This window comes from Streptomyces sp. JH34, assembly GCF_029428875.1.
Classification (GTDB): Bacteria; Actinomycetota; Actinomycetes; order Streptomycetales; family Streptomycetaceae; genus Streptomyces.
Window position 1 is genome coordinate 7,199,921 of the sequence record NZ_JAJSOO010000001.1, and the last position, 18,262, is coordinate 7,218,182.

The 18,262-nt window shown below is 66.8% G+C and carries 14 protein-coding genes and 7 pseudogenes; 11 read left to right on the forward strand and 10 right to left on the reverse strand.

Annotation, left to right across the window (positions count from 1 at the left end):
- Positions 1-346 precede the first annotated feature (346 nt).
- Positions 347-709, reverse strand: coding sequence for a hypothetical protein (locus tag LWJ43_RS32385; RefSeq protein WP_277335721.1), 363 nt, complete (start codon positions 707-709; stop codon positions 347-349).
- Complete coding sequence (locus LWJ43_RS32390) at positions 706-1,227, reverse strand: DUF6232 family protein (protein ID WP_277335722.1); 522 nt, start codon at positions 1,225-1,227, stop codon at positions 706-708. Before LWJ43_RS32390 ends, LWJ43_RS32385 begins: the two co-directional genes overlap by 4 nt.
- A 265-nt stretch (positions 1,228-1,492) precedes the next feature.
- Between LWJ43_RS32390 and LWJ43_RS32395 the strand changes: the two genes are divergently transcribed.
- The 3 genes from LWJ43_RS32395 to LWJ43_RS32405 all read left to right on the forward strand — a co-directional run bounded on the left by LWJ43_RS32395 (position 1,493) and on the right by LWJ43_RS32405 (position 4,251).
- Positions 1,493-2,236: a TetR/AcrR family transcriptional regulator gene (locus tag LWJ43_RS32395; protein ID WP_277335723.1), complete on the forward strand. Its 744-nt coding sequence runs from the start codon at positions 1,493-1,495 to the stop codon at positions 2,234-2,236.
- A 610-nt stretch (positions 2,237-2,846) separates the two neighbouring features.
- A complete protein-coding gene (locus LWJ43_RS32400; RefSeq protein ID WP_277335724.1) occupies positions 2,847-3,368 on the forward strand; it encodes a hypothetical protein in 522 nt (173 codons plus the stop codon).
- A 367-nt stretch (positions 3,369-3,735) separates the two neighbouring features.
- Entirely contained in the window at positions 3,736-4,251 is a 516-nt protein-coding gene (locus LWJ43_RS32405; RefSeq protein ID WP_277335725.1) for a putative immunity protein, read from the forward strand.
- A 578-nt stretch (positions 4,252-4,829) separates the two neighbouring features.
- Here the strand turns inward: LWJ43_RS32405 and LWJ43_RS32410 are convergent.
- Positions 4,830-5,096, reverse strand: a pseudogene (locus LWJ43_RS32410) (transposase family protein); the annotation flags it as partial.
- Between the two features lie 71 nt (positions 5,097-5,167).
- Positions 5,168-5,257: pseudogene (locus tag LWJ43_RS32415) on the reverse strand (oxidoreductase); the annotation flags it as partial.
- Between the two features lie 1,408 nt (positions 5,258-6,665).
- On the opposite strand from LWJ43_RS32415, the gene LWJ43_RS32420 reads away from it, so the two are divergent.
- The 3 genes from LWJ43_RS32420 (at position 6,666) to LWJ43_RS32430 (ending at position 10,733) form a co-directional block, all read left to right on the forward strand.
- Entirely contained in the window at positions 6,666-8,087 is a 1,422-nt protein-coding gene (locus tag LWJ43_RS32420; protein ID WP_277335726.1) for a glycosyltransferase, read from the forward strand.
- A 250-nt stretch (positions 8,088-8,337) separates the two neighbouring features.
- Complete coding sequence (locus LWJ43_RS32425; RefSeq protein WP_277335727.1) at positions 8,338-9,615, forward strand: DUF6056 family protein; 1,278 nt, start codon at positions 8,338-8,340, stop codon at positions 9,613-9,615.
- A gap of 587 nt (positions 9,616-10,202) precedes the next feature.
- Positions 10,203-10,733 (forward strand): DUF2231 domain-containing protein, encoded by a 531-nt coding sequence (locus LWJ43_RS32430; protein WP_277335728.1) that lies wholly within the window; start codon positions 10,203-10,205, stop codon positions 10,731-10,733.
- Positions 10,734-10,859: 126 nt separating this feature from the next.
- On the opposite strand, the pseudogene LWJ43_RS32435 reads toward LWJ43_RS32430, so the two are convergent.
- From LWJ43_RS32435 to LWJ43_RS32445, 3 genes and pseudogenes are all read right to left on the reverse strand, one after another.
- Positions 10,860-11,038 (reverse strand): annotated as a pseudogene (locus LWJ43_RS32435) (IS5/IS1182 family transposase); the annotation flags it as partial.
- Positions 11,004-11,150: pseudogene (locus LWJ43_RS32440) on the reverse strand (TetR/AcrR family transcriptional regulator); the annotation flags it as partial. The pseudogenes LWJ43_RS32435 and LWJ43_RS32440, both read right to left, overlap by 35 nt.
- Positions 11,151-11,460: 310 nt before the next feature.
- Complete coding sequence (locus LWJ43_RS32445; protein ID WP_277335730.1) at positions 11,461-12,222, reverse strand: SDR family oxidoreductase; 762 nt, start codon at positions 12,220-12,222, stop codon at positions 11,461-11,463.
- 189 nt (positions 12,223-12,411) lie between these two features.
- On the opposite strand from LWJ43_RS32445, the gene LWJ43_RS32450 reads away from it, so the two are divergent.
- Positions 12,412-13,233, forward strand: a complete 822-nt coding sequence (locus LWJ43_RS32450; protein ID WP_277335731.1) for a helix-turn-helix transcriptional regulator — start codon at positions 12,412-12,414, stop codon at positions 13,231-13,233.
- Between the two features lie 44 nt (positions 13,234-13,277).
- Here LWJ43_RS32450 and LWJ43_RS32455 read toward each other — a convergent pair.
- The 3 genes and pseudogenes from LWJ43_RS32455 to LWJ43_RS32465 form a co-directional block, all read right to left on the reverse strand.
- Positions 13,278-13,476: pseudogene (locus LWJ43_RS32455) on the reverse strand (TetR/AcrR family transcriptional regulator); the annotation flags it as partial.
- A gap of 39 nt (positions 13,477-13,515) precedes the next feature.
- Entirely contained in the window at positions 13,516-14,700 is a 1,185-nt protein-coding gene (locus LWJ43_RS32460) for a serine hydrolase domain-containing protein (RefSeq protein ID WP_277335732.1), read from the reverse strand.
- Positions 14,701-14,886: 186 nt separating this feature from the next.
- A pseudogene (locus LWJ43_RS32465) lies at positions 14,887-15,006 on the reverse strand (dienelactone hydrolase family protein); the annotation flags it as partial.
- Between the two features lie 268 nt (positions 15,007-15,274).
- Between LWJ43_RS32465 and LWJ43_RS33170 the strand changes: the two are divergent.
- The 4 genes and pseudogenes from LWJ43_RS33170 to LWJ43_RS32480 all read left to right on the forward strand — a co-directional run.
- Positions 15,275-15,607 (forward strand): annotated as a pseudogene (locus LWJ43_RS33170) (hypothetical protein); the annotation flags it as partial.
- A 148-nt stretch (positions 15,608-15,755) separates the two neighbouring features.
- Positions 15,756-15,974, forward strand: a complete 219-nt coding sequence (locus LWJ43_RS32470) for a hypothetical protein (protein WP_277335733.1) — start codon at positions 15,756-15,758, stop codon at positions 15,972-15,974.
- A 5-nt stretch (positions 15,975-15,979) separates the two neighbouring features.
- Positions 15,980-16,714 carry a hypothetical protein gene (locus tag LWJ43_RS32475; protein ID WP_277335734.1) on the forward strand — a complete coding sequence of 245 codons (735 nt, stop codon included), beginning with the start codon at positions 15,980-15,982 and terminating at the stop codon, positions 16,712-16,714.
- 23 nt (positions 16,715-16,737) lie between these two features.
- On the forward strand, positions 16,738-18,261 hold the full coding sequence (locus LWJ43_RS32480; protein ID WP_277335735.1) for a hypothetical protein: 1,524 nt from the start codon (positions 16,738-16,740) through the stop codon (positions 18,259-18,261).
- Position 18,262: the final 1 nt, after the last annotated feature.

Here is an 18,262-nt window from a genome sequence, read left to right on the forward strand (position 1 = left end):
AGTGAGGCAGGTGGCAGTTGACTGCCTCGTTGCCTCGTTGCCTCGTTGCCTCGTTGCCGAAATGCCAGATGTCGCGTCGATGGGTGCGGACAATCGCAAGGGGTTCCGCCGACCGCGGGGGCCGTCATAAGAACCTGAGCTCACGTAACGACTGCCCGGTGGCACCGGTCACGGTGATCCGGCCGAGCCCACCGGGACTTGTCCGCTGCACTCCGGATCGCGGCCGCCACTTCGGCAATGCGGAAGCGAGCAGCGACGGCCGGCCGTCAGCCCTTCGCCGCCGGCGTCGGCCAGTCGCTCTGTGGCGACGCTGGAGTCTCAGCTGGTGGCGTGGGCTGTCGAATCTCTACTGGTTGCCCACGAGAGGCAGGAGTTGGGAGATGATCTCGGCAACCGGTTGCCCGACGGCGCCGACGGTGGCGGCGATACCCGCAAGCGTGAGCAAAATACCGCGTTGGCGCTGCGGGTCGCTGGTGCCGGACTCGAGCTCAGCCAGGGAACCGTCGATCACCTCGGCGTCAATGGCCTCCAACCGCGGTCGGAGGTCTTGCAGCAGGCGGGTCAACTCGGCCAGCGCTACGCGCAATTCCTCTGCGGGGTGGCCTGCTGCACTGGAGGTGACGTGGCGCTTGTCGATCCCAGTGTGATTGCTGCCGCCATTGATGGCGACGCTGTCGCCCCAGTGGTACGTGTCTCCGGCCATCGTCACTTTGCCACTCCTGTGTTGCCGACCCCGCCGTACATGTTCACGTTGTCGCCTGTGTGGTAGTGCCGCGGGTTGAAGTTGATCGCTTGTACCTGCATCTGAAATTCGGCAGCTGGGTTGTCGATGGCTTCAGTGATCGCGAACGCCAGACTGCGCAGGTGCCCCCGGTCGGCCGCAGTCACCATGGCGGTGGACTGCCCACAAGTCTCGGCGGCCAGGGCGTAGTAGTCCTTGGACTTGATGACGATGAGCAGCCGGATCGTGAAATAGACCAGCGCCAGGCCTCCGGGATTGATCAACAGGATGGCTGCGACCATGCTGTCGATCTGCTTGACGACCAGCAGCAGCCCGAGCAGGATGCCGGTTCGCCACCAGAACTGTCGCCATGCCTTCGCGCGGTTCGGGATGACATCGACCGTGTACACGCGTGCCAGGTTTCGCAGGGGGTAGGCAGCTTCGCCGACCCATAGGAGGCCCTTGGTCACGCGCAGCATGACAGTTTGCCCCGACTCGGTTTTCATCGGGCCACCTACATTCGGCGCCGTGCGCGGTGGAGGTGGAATGGGTCGGCTTAACTCCATGGGAGCTCCGATCGAATGGGTTCCGACAGTCATACGGGAACCAGCGACTAGAGGCATGCGAGCGCCACCCAACGTAGACGCGTGAGTGCGGCTCGCTATGTGAAGACCATTAACCTCGCGAATGCATGTCAGCGCAAGCCCTTCGGTGAAACGCACGCCACACGTAGAGTCAGCGTCGGGACAGCGATCACCCAGGAGAGTGGCAGTGGAAGGTACGACCGAGGGGCAGAGCGGCCAGAAGCCCTCGCGCCGTGAGCGCATGAGGACACAACTGATACAGGAGGCCAGACGTGAGGCCCGTCAACTACTTGCCTCGGAGGGGCTTGCTGGACTCTCCCTCTCAGCAGTAGCCCGCAGTCTGGGGGTCAGCCCTCCTGCTCTCTACCGCTACTTCGACGGTAAGGCCGGACTTGTGACGGCTGTCTACGAGGACCTGACTGCCGAACTGGTCGACAGTATGCGGTCAGCGGTGCTCCGCCAGGACTCCGACGATACGGCCGCCCACCTCTACGCGGCGACGGAGGCCGTGCTCGTCTGGTCTGTCGCGCATCAGACGGAGTTCAGTCTCCTGGTAGGCACTTTCTACCCGCGGGCTGCTGCGAACGACGAGAGTACGGGCACGCTGTTCGTGCGCGAGGTCGGCGCCGTGTACGTCCCGCCGTTCCGGAGGCTGTCGACCTCCGGCAAGCTCAACTATCCGTGCGAGGAGGACATCCCGGTCGCTCTGCGCGGGCAGCTTGTTGCATATCGAGATGGCATGGACCCCGACCTTCCACTGGGCGTCGTCTACTTGATGATCACCTGCTGGCGTCAGATTTACGGCATGGTCTGTATGGCTGTTCACGAGCATCTGGCGTTCGCCTTCGATGACTGGCGTCCGCTCTTCGAGGACATGATGCGGCGGCTACTGGAGATGCTGGGCCTGGACGGAGCACCGACGATCCGCTGATGCCGCAGGCTGACATGACGGCATCCTCATCTCATCGGGCCGATGATCCCGGAGGGTCGGACCTCCGCCCTCCGCTCGATGAGCACCAAGCCCAACTGCGTCCGATTCGAGCACACGGCCCCATGACCCACCCACATCTCCACACCTAACCAAACCCGTTCGCACAGTCCGGGTTCTGCATCGCGGTGGTCCGGAGCCGGCCCGACGGGTTCGGCGAGAGCGAGCGCGCCGTCTCGTAGGCCGGGTGTGCCCGGGACAGGGCAGGAGACCAGCCGCGCACGGCTTGGGAGGAGTTCCACCACCGCCGGGGCGGCAGGACGCGCAGGCGGACGAGTCGGCCGCCCACGGCGTCAGGTTCACGTCCCAGCCTGCCGCAGCGAGAATGTCGGCCGTGTGGGCGACGAAGCCGCCGCCCTTCATCTCGATCCCGCACACCTGGGCCAGGTACGTACCCCCCGCCGCACCGCCCGCACTCTCCTTCGTCCGGCCCCCGGCTGGGAACCTGGCGGACGGGCACCGCGAACAGCCGGCCCACGGCAGTACCGCTCGCGCACGCGGGCAGCGGGAGGTGGCCGTCGGCCGACCACCCGGTCCTGGCAGACTGCATCCCATGAGCTCCATGACGCCTGCCCGTGCCCTCCTGTTGGTCACCAGCGGCATAACCTGCCTGGCCACCGCGGCAAGCGCACTGGTGGGCCTCATCATCGAAGGCCCGCTCACTGCCCTGATCCTGGGGATCATCATGGGGGCCGGAAGCGCCGTCGGAGCCTTCCTCGTGCGGCGGCGCGCAACGGCCGCGCACGCGCGTGCCAGGACAGCCGTGATGGCGCACGGGTACGCGGAGGGCATCGCCCAGTACGTCCTGCTGATCGTCTGCAACTACGAAGCCGCGGTCTTCCCCCGGAGCGGCCCGCACGGTGTCACCCCCGACGAACGCGCTGCTCGCCGAAACGACGCCTACAAGATCGCTGCCGAGGAGGAAGTGCCCCACCGCGTGCGTGAGGCTGCGGCCGACGTTCTGGCCGCCCTGGACGACGGCGACCGCAGCCGCTCCGTCGCTGCTCAGGCCGCGCTCATCATTGCCGTGCACGAACACGCCAGGCAGCCCGTTCCGCTGCCTCCGGGACGATAGCCGCCACCCGCGTGCAGTTTCCCCGTCGCTCGATCCCTCAGCTCCTGGTCGCAGAGTCTGCACGGGGCGTGCAAGGACACGACTCAGAGCCTTGGCCCGGAGCGCGCACACCGTGTCCGGAGACTTCGATCTGACGACGGACGAACTGCGCGTCGTGACGCCTCACGACGTTCGGCACACGGAGGACGTCCTGCAGGTCCCGGTACTCGTCGATGTGCTCTGCCGCTACCCGCTCGCGACAGGCGGCAGCTATCGTGTCGCCCGGCCGATGAGCACTCCGGGCCCATTCCCTGAGTCAGACGGCTGACCGGCCGCCAGGGCACACCGCAGCGATCGACGCCGATGTGCGCAGGAAGGAGTGCACGTCATGATCCTCCCGAAGGTCCGGGACCCTCGCTTCGTGACGATCCGCCGTGGTGGGACTCTCACCGATGCGGATCACCATCTCCTCGCTCTATGGGCGGCCACTTGTGCGGAGCACGTCCTTGGCCTCTTCGAGTCGGCCCAGCCCGGGGACCCGCGACCGCGTCAGGCGATCGAGCATGCCCGGGGCTGGGTGCGTGGAGAGGTCAAGATGATGCAAGCCCGCGCGGCGGGCGGCCATGCGATGGGGGCCGCCAGAGACCTGCGTGGGGCAGCCCGGCATGCCGCGTACGCGGCCGGCCAGGCCGGGGCCGTCGCCCACGTTGCCGCGCACGAGCTCGGCGCGGCCGCCTACGCGATCAAAGCCGCACGGGCAGCGGCACTGAAAGGCGAGAGCGACACCGCGGGACGACTCGAGTGCCAGTGGCAGCGCAACCAGCTCCCGGACGCGATCCACGACCTCGTACTTGATGACCAGCGGCTGCGCAACGACATCTGCTGGTCGGTGTTCGACTACTGAGACCGAACCGAGCACGGCCTCCCATGGTCACCCCTTCGGGATCACCGGGCATCATGGGGGAACGCCCGGCACTCCGCGCACAGCCGTCCCCGGTGACGTCCAGATGAACTGGGTCCGCTCCGTAGCGCCACACCGAGAACTGGCGTCGCTCACCGGGCCCCGCACTACCGACTCGTCCAGCGAGGCGTGCTCGACATCGGCACTTCGGAAACCCCGTTGCCGTACGCCGGGCAGATGTCAGTGCAGCTCCACGCCGTCCACCCCGTTCCAACTGGAGGTAGGCGTGAGCCGTGACGCGGTTGTTGGGACCGGAGCGCACCAGCACCAGAATCAATCTTGAACTTGGCTGTGCCCCAGAATGATCAGACATTCGCAGCCGGGATTTGGTGGAACCGGGTTCCGGCTGCGCTTGGTGCACGAAGTTCCGGCGCGGATGCCCAGGGCGCACGGAGCTGAACCGATGGGGCCTTGGTGCAAGCGCATCACACCAGGGTCGGAGCACAGGATCAGGCGAAGGCCGTGTTGACGTGCCGGAATCCACGAACGAGCGATCACGTACCGGGGCATCGTCGGGGCAGTCGGCGTCCGCCGCGGCTGGCCGGGGGCCGGCGAACTTGGGCCTCGGAGGAGTCCAGCCGCAGCTCGATGCTTTCGGCCTGGGCGTATGCGAATACATCCGCCAAGGTCCGCAGCCGCAGGCTGGGCCGGTCTGAGAGCGCGCCTCCCTGCTCTGCCGGCAGTCTTCGTATCTCGCCGATCGCAGGGTGATGGTGGAGCGGTCGACGCCGGGACAGCAGCCGCGGCGCCGCATGCGGCAAGTCGTGCCGCAAGCCCATAAGCGTGCTTTGCCCGGGCGCACGCAGCCCCGCGATAGGGCCCGGGCGCGCTCGTGAAGACGATCGCAACCCAGGGATCACTACGCGGTGTATCCGCCGTCGGCGGGAAGTGCGGTGCCGATGACGAAGCTGGCGCCGGGGCTGCACAGCCACAGGACGGCTGTGGCCAGGCCCATGCCGGAGGCTGCCCAACCGGCGGGACCGTTGACGGCTCGTGACAGGCCCGGCCAGGACAACCGGTGCAGTGGGGAGCAGGTCCGGCAAACCCGCCGCCCCGGGCCGCCGCAGGTCCACCTGCCGCGAGGTCCGCGACCGTACCGGGGCCCTGCCGCCCCCCGTCCGCCTACGTCGCTGAACTGCCGGAGTAACCGATGCCTGACTACGAGCCGGATGGCACCCAACTCGAACTCGGCCGAAGCCTGCACCTGCCGCAAGAGCGCCCTGCGAGTGAGACCTCTACCTGACCTGCGCGAAGTTCGTCACCACGCCTCAGTACGCGCCGCGCCTGCGCGAACGCCTCTGCATCGAACAGCAACTGGTCTCCGATGCTGAGACTCGCGGGTGGGAACGGGTAATCCAGCGCCACCAGCGCGTCACCGGACTCTTGGACGATCTCGGTGAACCTCACGACGAGCCAACCAACTGACGTGCTTCGCTGCGCAAAACGTTGGTCGAACGGCCTCGTCCACGACAGCAGCCACGTCAGCTGTTACCACGGCGCATAAGGTCTTCGACCTCGTCCGAGGGGGCGAGGCTGAAGACCTCAAATCCCGCACCGACGCCGCAATCGAGCGGGCGAAGACACAGAACGCGCCGGCCGACGAGTACACCTCCGAATCTGCCAGTGCGGTGGTCGAGTCCAGGAGCCACGACGTGAGGCTTTTCGATGTCCGCTCGCAGAGTCTGCCGACATCGTCGTTGTGTCCGATCTCCAGCACCCCCTGCCCAGCGTGCTGCCCCAGACGCCTCGGCAAGGGCATGGGCTGTGCTGTGCTTTGATGGCTTTCCCTCGCGACCTGTTCGCCTCTTCGGATTTCCATTTCCGCAGCAAAGCAGACGCTGAGCCTAATGAATGAGAGATTACGATCCGGGATGCGACCGTGCCGTCCGTAAGTCCGAGGGGGATTCGCGAGGAAGGCAGGCGGTTCAGCAGCAGCGAAACACGACGGAAGTTTCGTAACACCCCGAGCGGTTCAGGTCAGCGGGATGTCGTTCACCTGGCGACGTTTGCCCGCTTCAGGGCCGAAACGGCACGTTGCTGAGCTCACTTGTCTGCTCGTATGGTACGCGGTACGCAAATCATCCTGCCCGATGTAGTGGGGCGACGGTAGTGACGTCAGACTCGCCGCGAGCTCTGAGCCCATTACGTGGAGCGCGGTGGGATCCCCCAGCCGAGGTCATCGTGTGGCTTTGGAAGGCCAAATGGGTCGCTCGCGAGCGGTTGGTGGTGCGCTTTCGTCCATCTCCGAAGCTATTCCGGTGGAATGACGTCGAGGGTTTGCCGCTGCACGGTGCAAGGGGCAGGACCCGGGTTGCGGTGGACGGCACCGCGCTGGCTGTTCGGTCAGGAGAATTATCTTGGTGACTCCTCAACTCTCAGTGGTCGTTCCGTGCTTCAACGAGGCCGCCGTCGTCGAAAGGTTCCACTCAGCGGTCGATGAGGTCCTCGGCCCATTGGGGATCGACTTCGAGATCTGCTATGTGGACGACGGCAGTACCGACTGCACACGGGCCATCATCGACGGCATGCGCGTCGCTGACCGCCGCATCAGGTACTCGGTGCTGAGCAGGAATTTCGGTAAGGAGGCTGCGATGCTCGCAGGCCTGCGCATGTCCCGCGGGCGGGCAGTGGTCATCATGGACGCGGATTTGCAGCATCCTCCGGCGCTCATTCCTCAGATGCTCGCTTTGCACGGCCAGGGATACGACCAGGTGGTCCCGCGCAGGGACCGGCACGGTGAGAGCGCGGCACGCAGCCTGTTGAGCCGCGGGTACTACGCCCTGGTGCGCCACCTGATGGACGTACAGGTATTGGACGGGGCGGGGGACTTCAGGCTGCTGTCGCGTCAGGCGGTCGACACGGTTCTGTCGCTGCCTGAGACCAACCGGTTCTCCAAGGGGATCTTCTCCTGGATCGGCTTCACGACAGCTACCTTCACCTACCAAAACGCCCCACGGTTCGCCGGCAGTTCGAAATGGGGCGGCCGCCGTCTGCTCAACTACGGCATCGACGGGCTGCTGTCCTTCAACAACCGGCCCCTGCGACTGGCCATCTACGCAGGATTCTGGTGCCTTCTCGCCACCGTCGTCTACGCGGCATGGGTGGGCTTCGACGTGGCACTGCACGGCGCAACCGTTCCCGGTTACGCGACACTCCTGATGGTTGCGGTGGGCTTGGGCGGAATGCAACTGATCACCCTCGGAATCATCGGTGAGTACGTCGGCCGCATCTACCACGAGGTGAAACGCCGCCCAGCATTTGTGGTACGGGAAACGGACGAGAGTCCCGCTCCCAGGCACCCTCCTCACCATGGGCCGATTGAAACGCCGGCAGGGCGCTCGACAACCACTCGGCAATTCGTGACGTTCGTGGCGATCGGATTCGTCAATACGTCCGTCTATCTAAGTACCTACGCCATCCTGAATCCTTGGATTCCATACCTTATGGCACATATTCTCGGATATTCGGTCAGCATTATGGGGTCTTTTCTGCTCAATTCCTACATCACCTGTCGAACCCGCCCGACCTGGCGCGCGTTCCGCAGGTATCCGCTGTCCAGTGCCTTCAACCTCGTCGCCTCAGGCGCCCTTCTCTACGTGGCCGTCAGCCGACTCGGAATGGACAAGAACGTTGCCGCACTCGTCGCCGGAGTCCTCGTCACCCCGATCTCCTTCCTTCTCGCCCGCTGGGCCATCAACTCCGGCCGACGGCCGGCGAGCATCACGGGAGCGAAACAGAACACTCTTGCCGAGACGAAGCAACACACCTCCACCCTCTAGCGCCGCCCGCTCGGGCAGCGAAGAACTCCCGACGCCCGCCCCGCAGCCAGAGAAAACCGATACCGACACCCACGGGACCGAGAACTCAGCCACTCCTGTCATCGCCCTGCCCCGCCTCGCCGCGACAGGAATGAAGCTGCTGCCACTGCTACCGCTGTTGCTCTTCGGCGGAGCTTCCTGGATTGCGCGGTGGGTACGCCCAAGTGGCGACGAATGGTGCTTCCTGCCACTCGTACGCGACGAAGGTTTCATGGCCCTGGTGGACCGGTTCTACTCCGCGGACAACGGACGGATCGCCAACGGCGTGCTCGTCGCCTCCTACGCCACCTACGGCGTCGCAGGCCAGCAGTGGTACGCCGGGATCAGCTCGGTCGTGATGCTGGCTCTGCTGTGGGCGTGGGCGAATGCGTTGCTCCGGCACGCCGGGTGGCAGGTACCACGCGGCATTCCGCTCTTCTCGGCGGTCATGCTTCTGGCCGTCTTCTGCTTCGGCTCTGTGAACACGTACAAGACGTTCTTCTGGCCTGCCTCGTCTGTTTCCCACACCTTCCCGCCCGTCCTTGCCGCTGCCGCTACGATCCCGGCCCTGCTGGCAACCTCAAGATGGGGCAAGACGGCTGCCGCCGCGTCCGCGTTCGGCCTCGGAGCAGTCATGGGCACCCTGTCCGAAGAAACCTCCGTGGTGACCCTCACCCTTCTTGCCCTGGCACTGCTACTGGGCCGCAAACTCTTCCCTGTGGGAGGGCTCACGTTCGTGAGGGCCTGGTGTGCAGCTGCCGGTGCGGGAATTCTCATCGGCACCGCCGTCCTTCTTGCCTCACCCGGCTCACGCAATCGGCGCACACGCCACCACGCGGACTCCATGTTCGCGCCCGACTCGCTCTCAGCTTCGCTGAGGGGGTACGTAGACATCCTCTACACCCTGGTGACGAGCTGGCAGTATCTCGGTGTCATCGCCCTGGGGGTGCTGATCGGTGTCCTCGTCCGCCGCGTGGACGGGCGCATCCCCCGGCCCGACCACAGAGCGCCCCTGCTCCTCGGAATCGGAGCAGCTGCTCTGCTGTTCTCCGGATACGTATGCACGGTGATCGCCTATCCGGCGTTCGGCCCGTCGGTCGCCACCGCCAACCGACTGTGGAACGATTTCCTGTTTCCGTTTCTCCTCCTGCTCACCGGCTTGGGAGGCCTACTCGGCAACGTCACAGCCCGGCGCTACCGCCCGCGCACGAAGCCGGTAGTCGCAGGTGCAGCGCTGGCGTGTGTGGGCCTCACAGCCGTGCTCGCCTTCCCGCTACGGGCCCTGGAGACGGACATGCGCCTGCGAGCTGAGGCCTGGGACCGACAGGACCGCCTGCTCCGACACCAGGCGGCGGCCGGGGCGACGGTGTTGCCCTACACGCCACTCGTCGTCAGCAAGATGTCGGAACCGTTCGGTAGCAGAGGGAAGCGGCCCTGGCCTGCCTCGTGCGTCGCCACCTACTACCAGGTGGAAAGGGTTACGGACGGAAGAAGCGTTCCACCCCGATGAATCGTCGAAGCTTGCCCTTTGGGCCGCGAACGGAGCTGCCCGTTGGCCCGCCAAGCCGCAGGATGCGGCCGTACCGCATCCGCGGGCAGTCTTGAGGAGTAGCGAGGGTCCCCGGGACCGGCTCCGGGGACCGTGCTGGTCGAACCTCGCCCCCGGACCCGTGGGCCGACGGGGCAGCTGAAGAGAGCTCGTACGACACCCGCCTGCTGTGCCCCTACGTGACATGAAAAGGCCAAGGGCGACGCCCAGCCGACGCCCGGCCGGCCAAGGAGAAGATCAAGGACGCCTGACCGACAGACGTGGTTCAGAGCCCCGGCCCCGTGGATCCGTGCCCCGTGCGGGGCCACGCCAATTCCGGGAACAGTACGCTGCGGCCGGACGGCCGTGAGCGAGACCCGCGTCGGCACAGGCTCGCACAGGGCGACGTCATACCGGGGGTCAGGTGTCCCCCACGGGTTTGCTCCTCTGAACGGGCCAGGAACAGATACGACTGGGCACGTCCCGTCCTCCTGTGCACCGGCACACGGCGGGCCAGTGACCGTCCGCCCTGCCGCCGCCACGCACCGCATCCCCCAGGAGCTGATCCGATGGGCCCCACAGAGATCAACGGCATCCCCGCGCACCCGCTGCTCGTCCACTTCGTCGTGGTGCTGGTGCCTCTCACCGCGCTGGCTCTGCTGGCCTGTGCCCTGTGGCCGTCGGTGATGCGCAGGCTAGGTCTGTCTCTGCCCGTCCTGGCACTGGTGACCTTGGTCGCCGTCCCACTCACCACCCGTGCCGGAGAATGGCTCGCGGAACGCGTGAACGAGAACGCACAGCTAGAACGGCACACGGAGATGGGGGACGGGCTCCTGCCGTGGGGGGTGGGCCTATTCGTGATGGCAACGGCACTCTGGTGGACCTACCGGCGCGTCGGGATGCCCTCGACGCGGGAGGTGAACGGGTCGGTCGCTACGAGCGGGAAGCACGCCACAACCGTGCGGATCGCCGCCGTCCTGCTCTCGCTTGTCGTGGCGGTCGGAGCGATCGTGCAGGTTTACCGGATCGGAGACTCGGGAGCCAAGGCGACCTGGGGAGCGGGTGAGCCCGCACTCCCCGTCGCCCGCATGGGTGCCTGACCGGTGCTGCTCCGCCTCCCGAGCGAGTGCACGCTCGGCCGGGTTGCTCCAGGCAACCCGCTGAGTGTCCGCACGCGCTGTCCTGCCGTGCCGTGGTGAACGCTCGGCGCAGTCGTGTGAACCGCCGTCGACGACCCAGCGGGTCTTGCCCAGGCCGGAACCGTGCGGGGCACCACGGCGGGCGATCCTGGGTGTGATGCCGCGAGCTCGGATGAGACGGCGGTACTTGTCGAGGTCGGTGCCGCGGCCGATCGCTCCAGCGGGCGGGCCTCAGGCCCCTTCCTCCGGTGCGCGGGCGGTGTTGCCGGCCGTGGTGAGGCAGCGGCGCACGAGTGCGAGGGTGCGCTGTGTGACCGTATCGAGGGAGGTGCCGTTCTCGACGGCGGCCAAGGCGGTGTGCAGCATTCCGGCGATCAGTGTCGGCATCTTATCGAATGTTGCCGACGCATCTGTCGGTACGTTGCGCCGCGTACGCCGGCCGGACCTTCCCGACCGGACTGCCCAGCTCAGCGTGCGAGGGCACCTCGTGAAACGACCCGCGCCGAGCCGCCTGCTCGTTCGTCAGGAACTCGACCGCCAGAACCGCTCTCCGAAGATCGACAACCGTCTGCTCGCCCCCTCGGAGACACCTGCCACTGAAAGCGTCGTTGCCCGGCAGGGGAGGCCACGCGGGAATGGCCTCCCCTGCCGGCGTGAGCGATGAGGTCGCCGATCGGCGGAATGAGCGTCAGCCTTGGCGGCTGGGAAGCATGGCCAGGGCCTTGGAGCGCTGTGTGACGAGATCGTCGTAGGTGCCGTCGCGCTCGGCCCAGCGGTGCATGAGGACGCCCTTCACGAGGATTTCGTGGGGGGTGGGGTCCTGCGAGAGCAGGTGCATGACCTCGGTGGCGAAGTCATCGAGCGGCAGTGCGTGCGGGTTCACCTTCTCCTGCCCTGCCGTGGCGACGGCCGGGGGCACGAGCTCGACGACGCCGATCCCGGTGCCGTCGAGTTGAGCGCGCAGGGCCTCGGAGTAGGCGTGTACCGCGGCTTTCGAGGCGGCGTAGGTGGGCATGGGCGGGAAGGGCAGGAAAGCGATGCCGGAAGTGACGGTGATGAAGGTGCCGCCGCCCCGCCGGAGCAGGTGCGGGGTGAAGGCGTCGACGACCCGGATGGTGCCGAGCAGGTTGGTGTCGATTGTTCGCTGCGCCGCCACGAAGTGCGCGGGGTCGCGCAGGTCCTCCAGGAGCATGACGCCCGGCATCGTCACCACGGTGTCGAGCTCGGGGTACCGGGCGAGCGCGACGTCACGGGCGGATGCGACGGACGCACCGTCGGTGACGTCGATGGTGATCGTGCCGAAACCTTCTTCGGCGAGTTCCGACAGTGCTTTCCGGCTGCGGCCGCCAACGGCCACGGTGCTGCCGGCCGCGGCGAACCGACGGGCCAGCTCTCGCCCGATACCCGAGGTTCCGCCGACGACGAGTACGGTGCGGCTGGAGAGATCCATGAGGTCTTCCCCTTCAATCCAAGGCGCCACGGCATTCAGGCCCGCGACGCAGACAGTGATGTTCCCTGTCCCATTCGAAACAGCGCTCCTGCAGTCTCGGCGGTACTGCCCGGCTGTGGCAGAGCCCCCGTCTTCCCTGGTCCTGCCAGGGCCCCCTCTCGGACACGTGTGCCGCATTACGGTGTCGGTATGAAGGATGAAGAATCCGGCAATCGTCTCGGCAGCTATCTACGTGCCCGGCGTGAGCTGGTCTCCCCGGCGCAGGCAGGAGTCCCGCCCGGCGGCAACCGCCGCGTGCCCGGCCTCCGCCGTGAGGAAGTCGCCCTGCTCGCCGGTATCAGCCCCGACTACTACCTGCGCCTGGAAAGGGGCCGGGACAAGAACCCCTCACCGCAGGTCCTCGAATCGCTCGGGCGGGTCCTGCAGCTCGACGACATCGAGCGGGCGTATCTGCTCGGTCTCACGGCCGCGCGCCCCAAGGCGCCGCGCCGCACGCGGCCCGAGCACGTACCGGCGCGGGTGCACGAGCTGCTCGCCCACCTTCAGATCCCCGCGTTCGTCGAAGGGCGCGCCTTCGACGTCCTGGCCTCCAACGCCATGGCGGTCGCGCTCTCCCCTCGCCTGCGACCCGGCCAGAACCGGCTTCGTTCTCTCCTTCTCGATCCTGAGGAACAGGCCTTCCACCAGGACTGGACGAAAGCCACAGCCGATTTCGTCGCCGCCCTTCGCACCACCATCGGGGACGACACCGACAACCCCCGCTTCGTCGAGCTCGTCGGAGAGCTGGCCCTGTCCAGTCAGCGGTTCCGCACCCTGTGGGCCCGCCATGACGTCCGCAGCCTCGACGGAGGAACGACCACGGTCCACCACCCTGCCGTCGGTGAACTACGCCTCCACCGCGACAAGCTCCCCATCGGCGACGTCATCCTCGTCGTCTACTACCCCGACAGGAACAGCGACAGCGACGAGAGAATGCGGCTTCTCGCGGCACTCTCGCACACCGACGAATAGCTTCTCGGGTCCCCTTTCAGGGCCACGTGCCGGGTACGGAGCAACTAGCGCTGGTTGCGTGCGCGCAACGCTTGCGAGAGTGCGTCGAGGGGCACGCCCCACGACGGCACGGAGCTGCTTCGGGCTCGCCCCGGCTCTGCCCATGACCGCCAGCAACTGGTTCACGGCTGCCGTGTGTACGGCGAAGGCCTCGGCGTCCTGGACGGACAGTCGGCCGGCCTTCAGTGCGGCGTGCGGGCGCCGGTGTCGGAAGCCGGGCGCTGTGCCCGAGTCCGCCTCTGCTCACAGGGCCCCGGGACCCTTGACGCACAGTGCGTGGTCGATCAGGGCGCTGGCCGCGTCCTCCTGCTCCATGATGTGCTCCAGGGTGTCGCCGCGTGCCTCGGACATGGAGACCACGGCGCTTCGCCTGCCGTCGTCGGAGACGCCGTTGAGAGTGATGTAGCCGCCGTCCCCGCCCTCGTGGCTCCAGTAGGTTCCTCCGCAGTCCAAGGGGCGTTCGACCAGGCCGAGCCCGTATCGGCCCTTGGGCCACATCTGTTGTACCTGCCCGCTCACGGGGACGGTCTGCTTCATCTTGGCCAGTTGCCGTGTCGATAGCAGACGGCCCGCGAGTAGCGCCCGGAAGAAGTCGTTCTCGTCCTGCGTGGTCGTGACCCACGAAAGGCTCTCGTAGTCCACCGCAACCTGGTCGGTGACGTCCACCCGGGAACCGGGGCCGAAGAGCTGGTAGGCCTTGGCGTGCGGCCGGGGCAGGGTGGGAGAGGTGCCCATCCACCGCGTCCCATCGAGGCCGAGCGGGCGCAGGATGCGGTCCTCGATCTCCCGGTGGGCGGCTTGACCGGTGGCCTTCTGAATGATCAGCCCGAGCAGGACGTAGCCGGTGTTGGAGTACTCCCAGCCCTCGCCCGGCAAGAAGTCTGCCGGTGCGTGGGCCATGGCCCGGGCAACCAACTGCTCGGGGCTGTGGACGGCATGGCGCTGCTGGTAGTACTCGTGCGGCGTGGTGTATCCGGGAAGATCGTCGCGGATTCCACTGGTGTGCTGGAGCAGGTGACGGATGGAGGTCCGGCTGCCGTCGTTGCCGTTACCCTGCACCACTCCCGGCAGCCAGTGGTCGACCGTGTCGTCCAGGGACAGCTCGCCCTCGCCCTCCAGTTGGAGGACCACGGTGGCGACCAGTGTCTTGGACGTACTGGCCATGCGGAAGTAGCCGTCGGACCGGACCGGGCGGCCGGTGTTCAGATCGGCGGTGCCGCTGGTGGCCACCGACTGCCGACCGTCAGGCGCGATCACGCGGGCCTGCACACCGCTGATGCCGAGAGCGTGGATCGCCTCGGTGTCCCTGCGTAACTGCTTCACGGAGGAGGGACCGGCTGGCTGGTCGACAGCAGGGGCCACCTCGGCAGCGAGCAGCATAGCGATACCGAGTGCCAGGGCAAGGTGCTTACGCAGCGTCGAAGTCATGACTGGACGCTAGTTTCGCCCCCAACGGGTCGCGATCCGGCACACCCCAGAACCGAAAGGGGGGCTATCCCCCGCCGCGGCCCGTCACCAGTCCGGCCGTCGACCTGCCGGGTGCGCGGTGTGACGGTTCCCGACCGGCGCCCTGGCCGCTTCCTGACGCCCGTCAGTCCTCCGGTACCTGTCATGCCCCAGGTCCTCCGTCACGGGCAGGCACTCGGCGAGCAGGTCGGCGATGTCGCGCCAGGCGCGCTGCGCGTGCTGTGGGTGGTAGCCGACGCCGGGGACCGCAGGGTGGCCGACTCGGGGATCGGAGGGTCGAGGACGTCGCGGAGGCGGTTGATGTCCTGGCGCGACCTCGACCAGTTCCTGAAGTGCGATCCTCGACCTCTGATGTCGGACACACGAGACACTGGATCCTGAGGATCTGAGGACGGACATCTCGTGGTCATGAAGAACTATCCGCGGGGTTCAAGGCGGACGCGGTCGCGCTGTACGAGTCGCGGCCGGAAGCGACGATCAGGTCGGTCGCCGCCGATCTGGGGATCACCGAGATCCTTCGGAACTGAGCGAGGGCTTGATCCTCGCGGGCTCCACGCAGCTACGGCTCGCCCGCCCGCTGGCAGCCGACCTGCGGCGGCCGTGGGAAGACCCGACCCCGCCCGACAGGCTCCCTCCAGCCCGCGTCCGCCGCGACTTTCGACATCTCCGCCCGAAAGCCGGCTGTGGAAGGCCTCCCGGCCCCGGGCCTGGCCCGTCACCCCGAAGCGAAACACCCGGCCCCCACGCCACTACGGGCACACAGTCGGCAAGCAGCTCCGCGAAACGACGAACGAAGAAGCCCGAGCCGAGGGGTGAAGCGCCCGGGAAGTTTGTATGGGCGCCTTGTGTTCCAAGCCGGGCGGCCTGATCGCGCCCTGCCCCACCTGCGAAGATGGACTGTTGCACAGACGTAGGGGAGCGCGACGACCATGGCCGGTTTCTGCAAAGCGGAGTTCGAGGCGCTGTCCCGCCTCATACGAGATCTCAGCGAGTGCGCGGGGGGCATGCGGACTACGATGCATCAGCTCAAGGAGATCGGGCCCAAGGGCTGCGGCTCCCAGGAGCTGGGCGATGCCTGTGACGACTTCCAGGAGAAGTGGGGGTATGGAATCAAGCTGATTGCCGACGCCACGGGCGGTATCACCGAGAAGGTCGCAGAGTCGGGCAGGCTCTACCAGCAGTTGGAGGACGAGGTCGACGCGATGATGCGGGCCGTGAGGGCCGACGGCCGGTGACTCTCGTGCACGATTCAAGCACAACGGATGACCACAGCGGCGGGTCGCCGACGTCGCCCACCGCCTTTCGCTTCCAGGTCCCGCCCGAGTTCCAGACCGTCCCGCTGGGCATCGGTGAAGACGAGGACGCCTTCGGAGAACAACTGCGGAGTTTCGCCCGCGACTACTGGGGCGAGCGCGGAGACCTCGAGCAGCTGCACCGGTTGACCAAGGCCATGTACGCGGCTAACGCGGAGACCCTTGTCGCGGGAGGCGCCGTCCACAACGCGCTCGGCATCTTCCCTGTCGGCGGCAGCTCGGACGGCTCCCAGCCTCCCGAGCGCGTCAGCAGGGCCACACTCACGGTCAGCGTGCGCGAACTGGGCAACCCGGACCCGCATGTCACGGCCGCGGGCATCGCGGAGTCACTGGACCACGCCGCAGGAGACGGCAACGAGGGCGAGACCCAGCTGGTGACTCTTCCAGCCGGTCCCGCAGTCGTCCGCATAGCAGGGTCTCGCGCGGTGTGGGAGCTGCCGGACGGCGAGCAGGAACGGTTCTTCGTCCGGATCGAAGTCTGGCTGCCCTTCCCTGGCGAAGACCGGCTCCTGCTGTTCTGCCTGAGCACTGCCGACGTCCAGGACCTCTATCTTCACCAGGCAGTCCTCGCGGACATCGCCGACACCGTCGAGTTCGGTGAGACCGACGGCCCGGGGGAGGCCGATGTGGCCCCCTCCGTCTCCCCCTTCAGCTCCTACTGATCGCGTCGAGAAGAACGAATCCCATGAGCACCCATACGTACGAAGCGCTCGGCTTCGACCCCGCACCCGGCGCGCCCGCTTCGGTACGACGGCTGGTCATCGCGCTCAACAGCGGGGCCAAGCGGCTCCATGACGCCCACGAAACGCTGACCCGCCTCGGCAAAGCGGACGCTGCCTGGGTCGGCGATGCCGCCTCCGCCTTCGCCAAGAAGACCGGAACCCTGCCCAAATACCTGGTTGACGGCCACCACTCACTGATCGACGCCGCGCACGCACTGCACACCTGGGACTCACACCTGCGGGACTTCCAGGTCCTGGCAGGCCGTTACGAGGAGGAGGCCGCACACGGGCGAAAAGCGCTGACGGACGCGCAGAACAACGGGGACCTGCGGCTTGCGGGCCGGACCTTCGACACGGAGGCCGAACTGCACCGAGCCCAGCAGCGCCTGGACCACGCGGTGAAGCGAGTCAACGAGGCCCGTGAAGAGCTGAACGCCATCATCAAGAAGGCGCACGACCTCCTGACCCACCACGACGAAATGGCACGCGCCGCTGCCGCGGCGATCCGCAGAGCCGCCGAGTTCGCGCCTGATCAGTCCCTGCTCGACAAGCTCGGTGACCTTCTCACGAGCGTCGGCGACAAGATCAAAGGTCTTGTGGGCGACATCTGGAACTGGATCAAGGAGCACGCGGACACGATCTACAAGATCGGGGACTGGCTCGGCTACGCCAGCGCCGCCTGCGACATCCTCGCGGTCATCTTCTCCGAGACCATCATCGGTGCCGTCGTCTTCGAGGGCATAGGCATGGTGCTCAATGCCGGCGCCCTCACCTTCCACGGTGTCGGCTGGGCAGCAGGCGCGAAGAAGGGAAACGCCCTGGACATCGGTCTGGACCTCGTCGGGTTCGTGCCCTTCGGTGACCTTCTACGGCTCGGCAAAGTCGGAAAGGGAGCCTTCAAGGGCGTCAAGATTCCGATGAACGTGCTGGACTTCGGAGCGAAGGCAGCAGACTCCTGGAAGCGCGCGGACGACATCATCGCCCATGTCGGCAGGACTGCGAAACTGGGCGACGACGCCGAGGAATGGGCAGTGCGCAACATCGGAGCCCTCGGCAGCAAAGCACACGCGATCCACATCACCGCGGACACTTTGGGGGATCGCCTCGCGGTCGCCGTGGCCAAGGAGTTCGGTGACCGCAACCTGTACCGAGCCGGCGCCGGGGTCACGGACATGGTCTTTCAGAGGGCGATGCCCCAGTTGATCGAAAACACCCCGCTGGGACGTATCCCCGCCCTCGCGGACTCCGTCCGGCCCATTGTCGACGGCGCGGGGGAAACGGTCGGCCGCTATATCGACCCCCGCTCCTGGACGGCCCGCGGCTACGAGACGATCCTCGGCGCGAAGAACCTGTACAAGGAAGGCGTACGCGTGGCGACCGATCCGGTCCAGTACGGATCCGAGAAGATCCACGAGAAAATCGACCAGGCGCGAGAGACAGCGGGCGACGTTCTCGGCCGCCTCTCGGACGCCAACCCCTTTGGATGAC

Bases quoted from the DNA above. Each gene is read 5' to 3' on its own strand.
- LWJ43_RS32390 (WP_277335722.1), bottom strand. From the start codon at position 1,227: ATGAAAACCGAGTCGGGGCAAACTGTCATGCTGCGCGTGACCAAGGGC.
- LWJ43_RS32400 (WP_277335724.1), top strand. From the start codon at position 2,847: ATGAGCTCCATGACGCCTGCCCGTGCCCTCCTGTTGGTCACCAGCGGC.
- LWJ43_RS32405 (WP_277335725.1), top strand. From the start codon at position 3,736: ATGATCCTCCCGAAGGTCCGGGACCCTCGCTTCGTGACGATCCGCCGT.
- LWJ43_RS32425 (WP_277335727.1), top strand. From the start codon at position 8,338: ATGGCCCTGGTGGACCGGTTCTACTCCGCGGACAACGGACGGATCGCC.
- LWJ43_RS32430 (WP_277335728.1), top strand. From the start codon at position 10,203: ATGGGCCCCACAGAGATCAACGGCATCCCCGCGCACCCGCTGCTCGTC.
- LWJ43_RS32445 (WP_277335730.1), bottom strand. From the start codon at position 12,222: ATGGATCTCTCCAGCCGCACCGTACTCGTCGTCGGCGGAACCTCGGGT.
- LWJ43_RS32450 (WP_277335731.1), top strand. From the start codon at position 12,412: ATGAAGGATGAAGAATCCGGCAATCGTCTCGGCAGCTATCTACGTGCC.
- LWJ43_RS32460 (WP_277335732.1), bottom strand. From the start codon at position 14,700: ATGACTTCGACGCTGCGTAAGCACCTTGCCCTGGCACTCGGTATCGCT.
- LWJ43_RS32470 (WP_277335733.1), top strand. From the start codon at position 15,756: ATGCATCAGCTCAAGGAGATCGGGCCCAAGGGCTGCGGCTCCCAGGAG.
- LWJ43_RS32480 (WP_277335735.1), top strand. From the start codon at position 16,738: ATGAGCACCCATACGTACGAAGCGCTCGGCTTCGACCCCGCACCCGGC.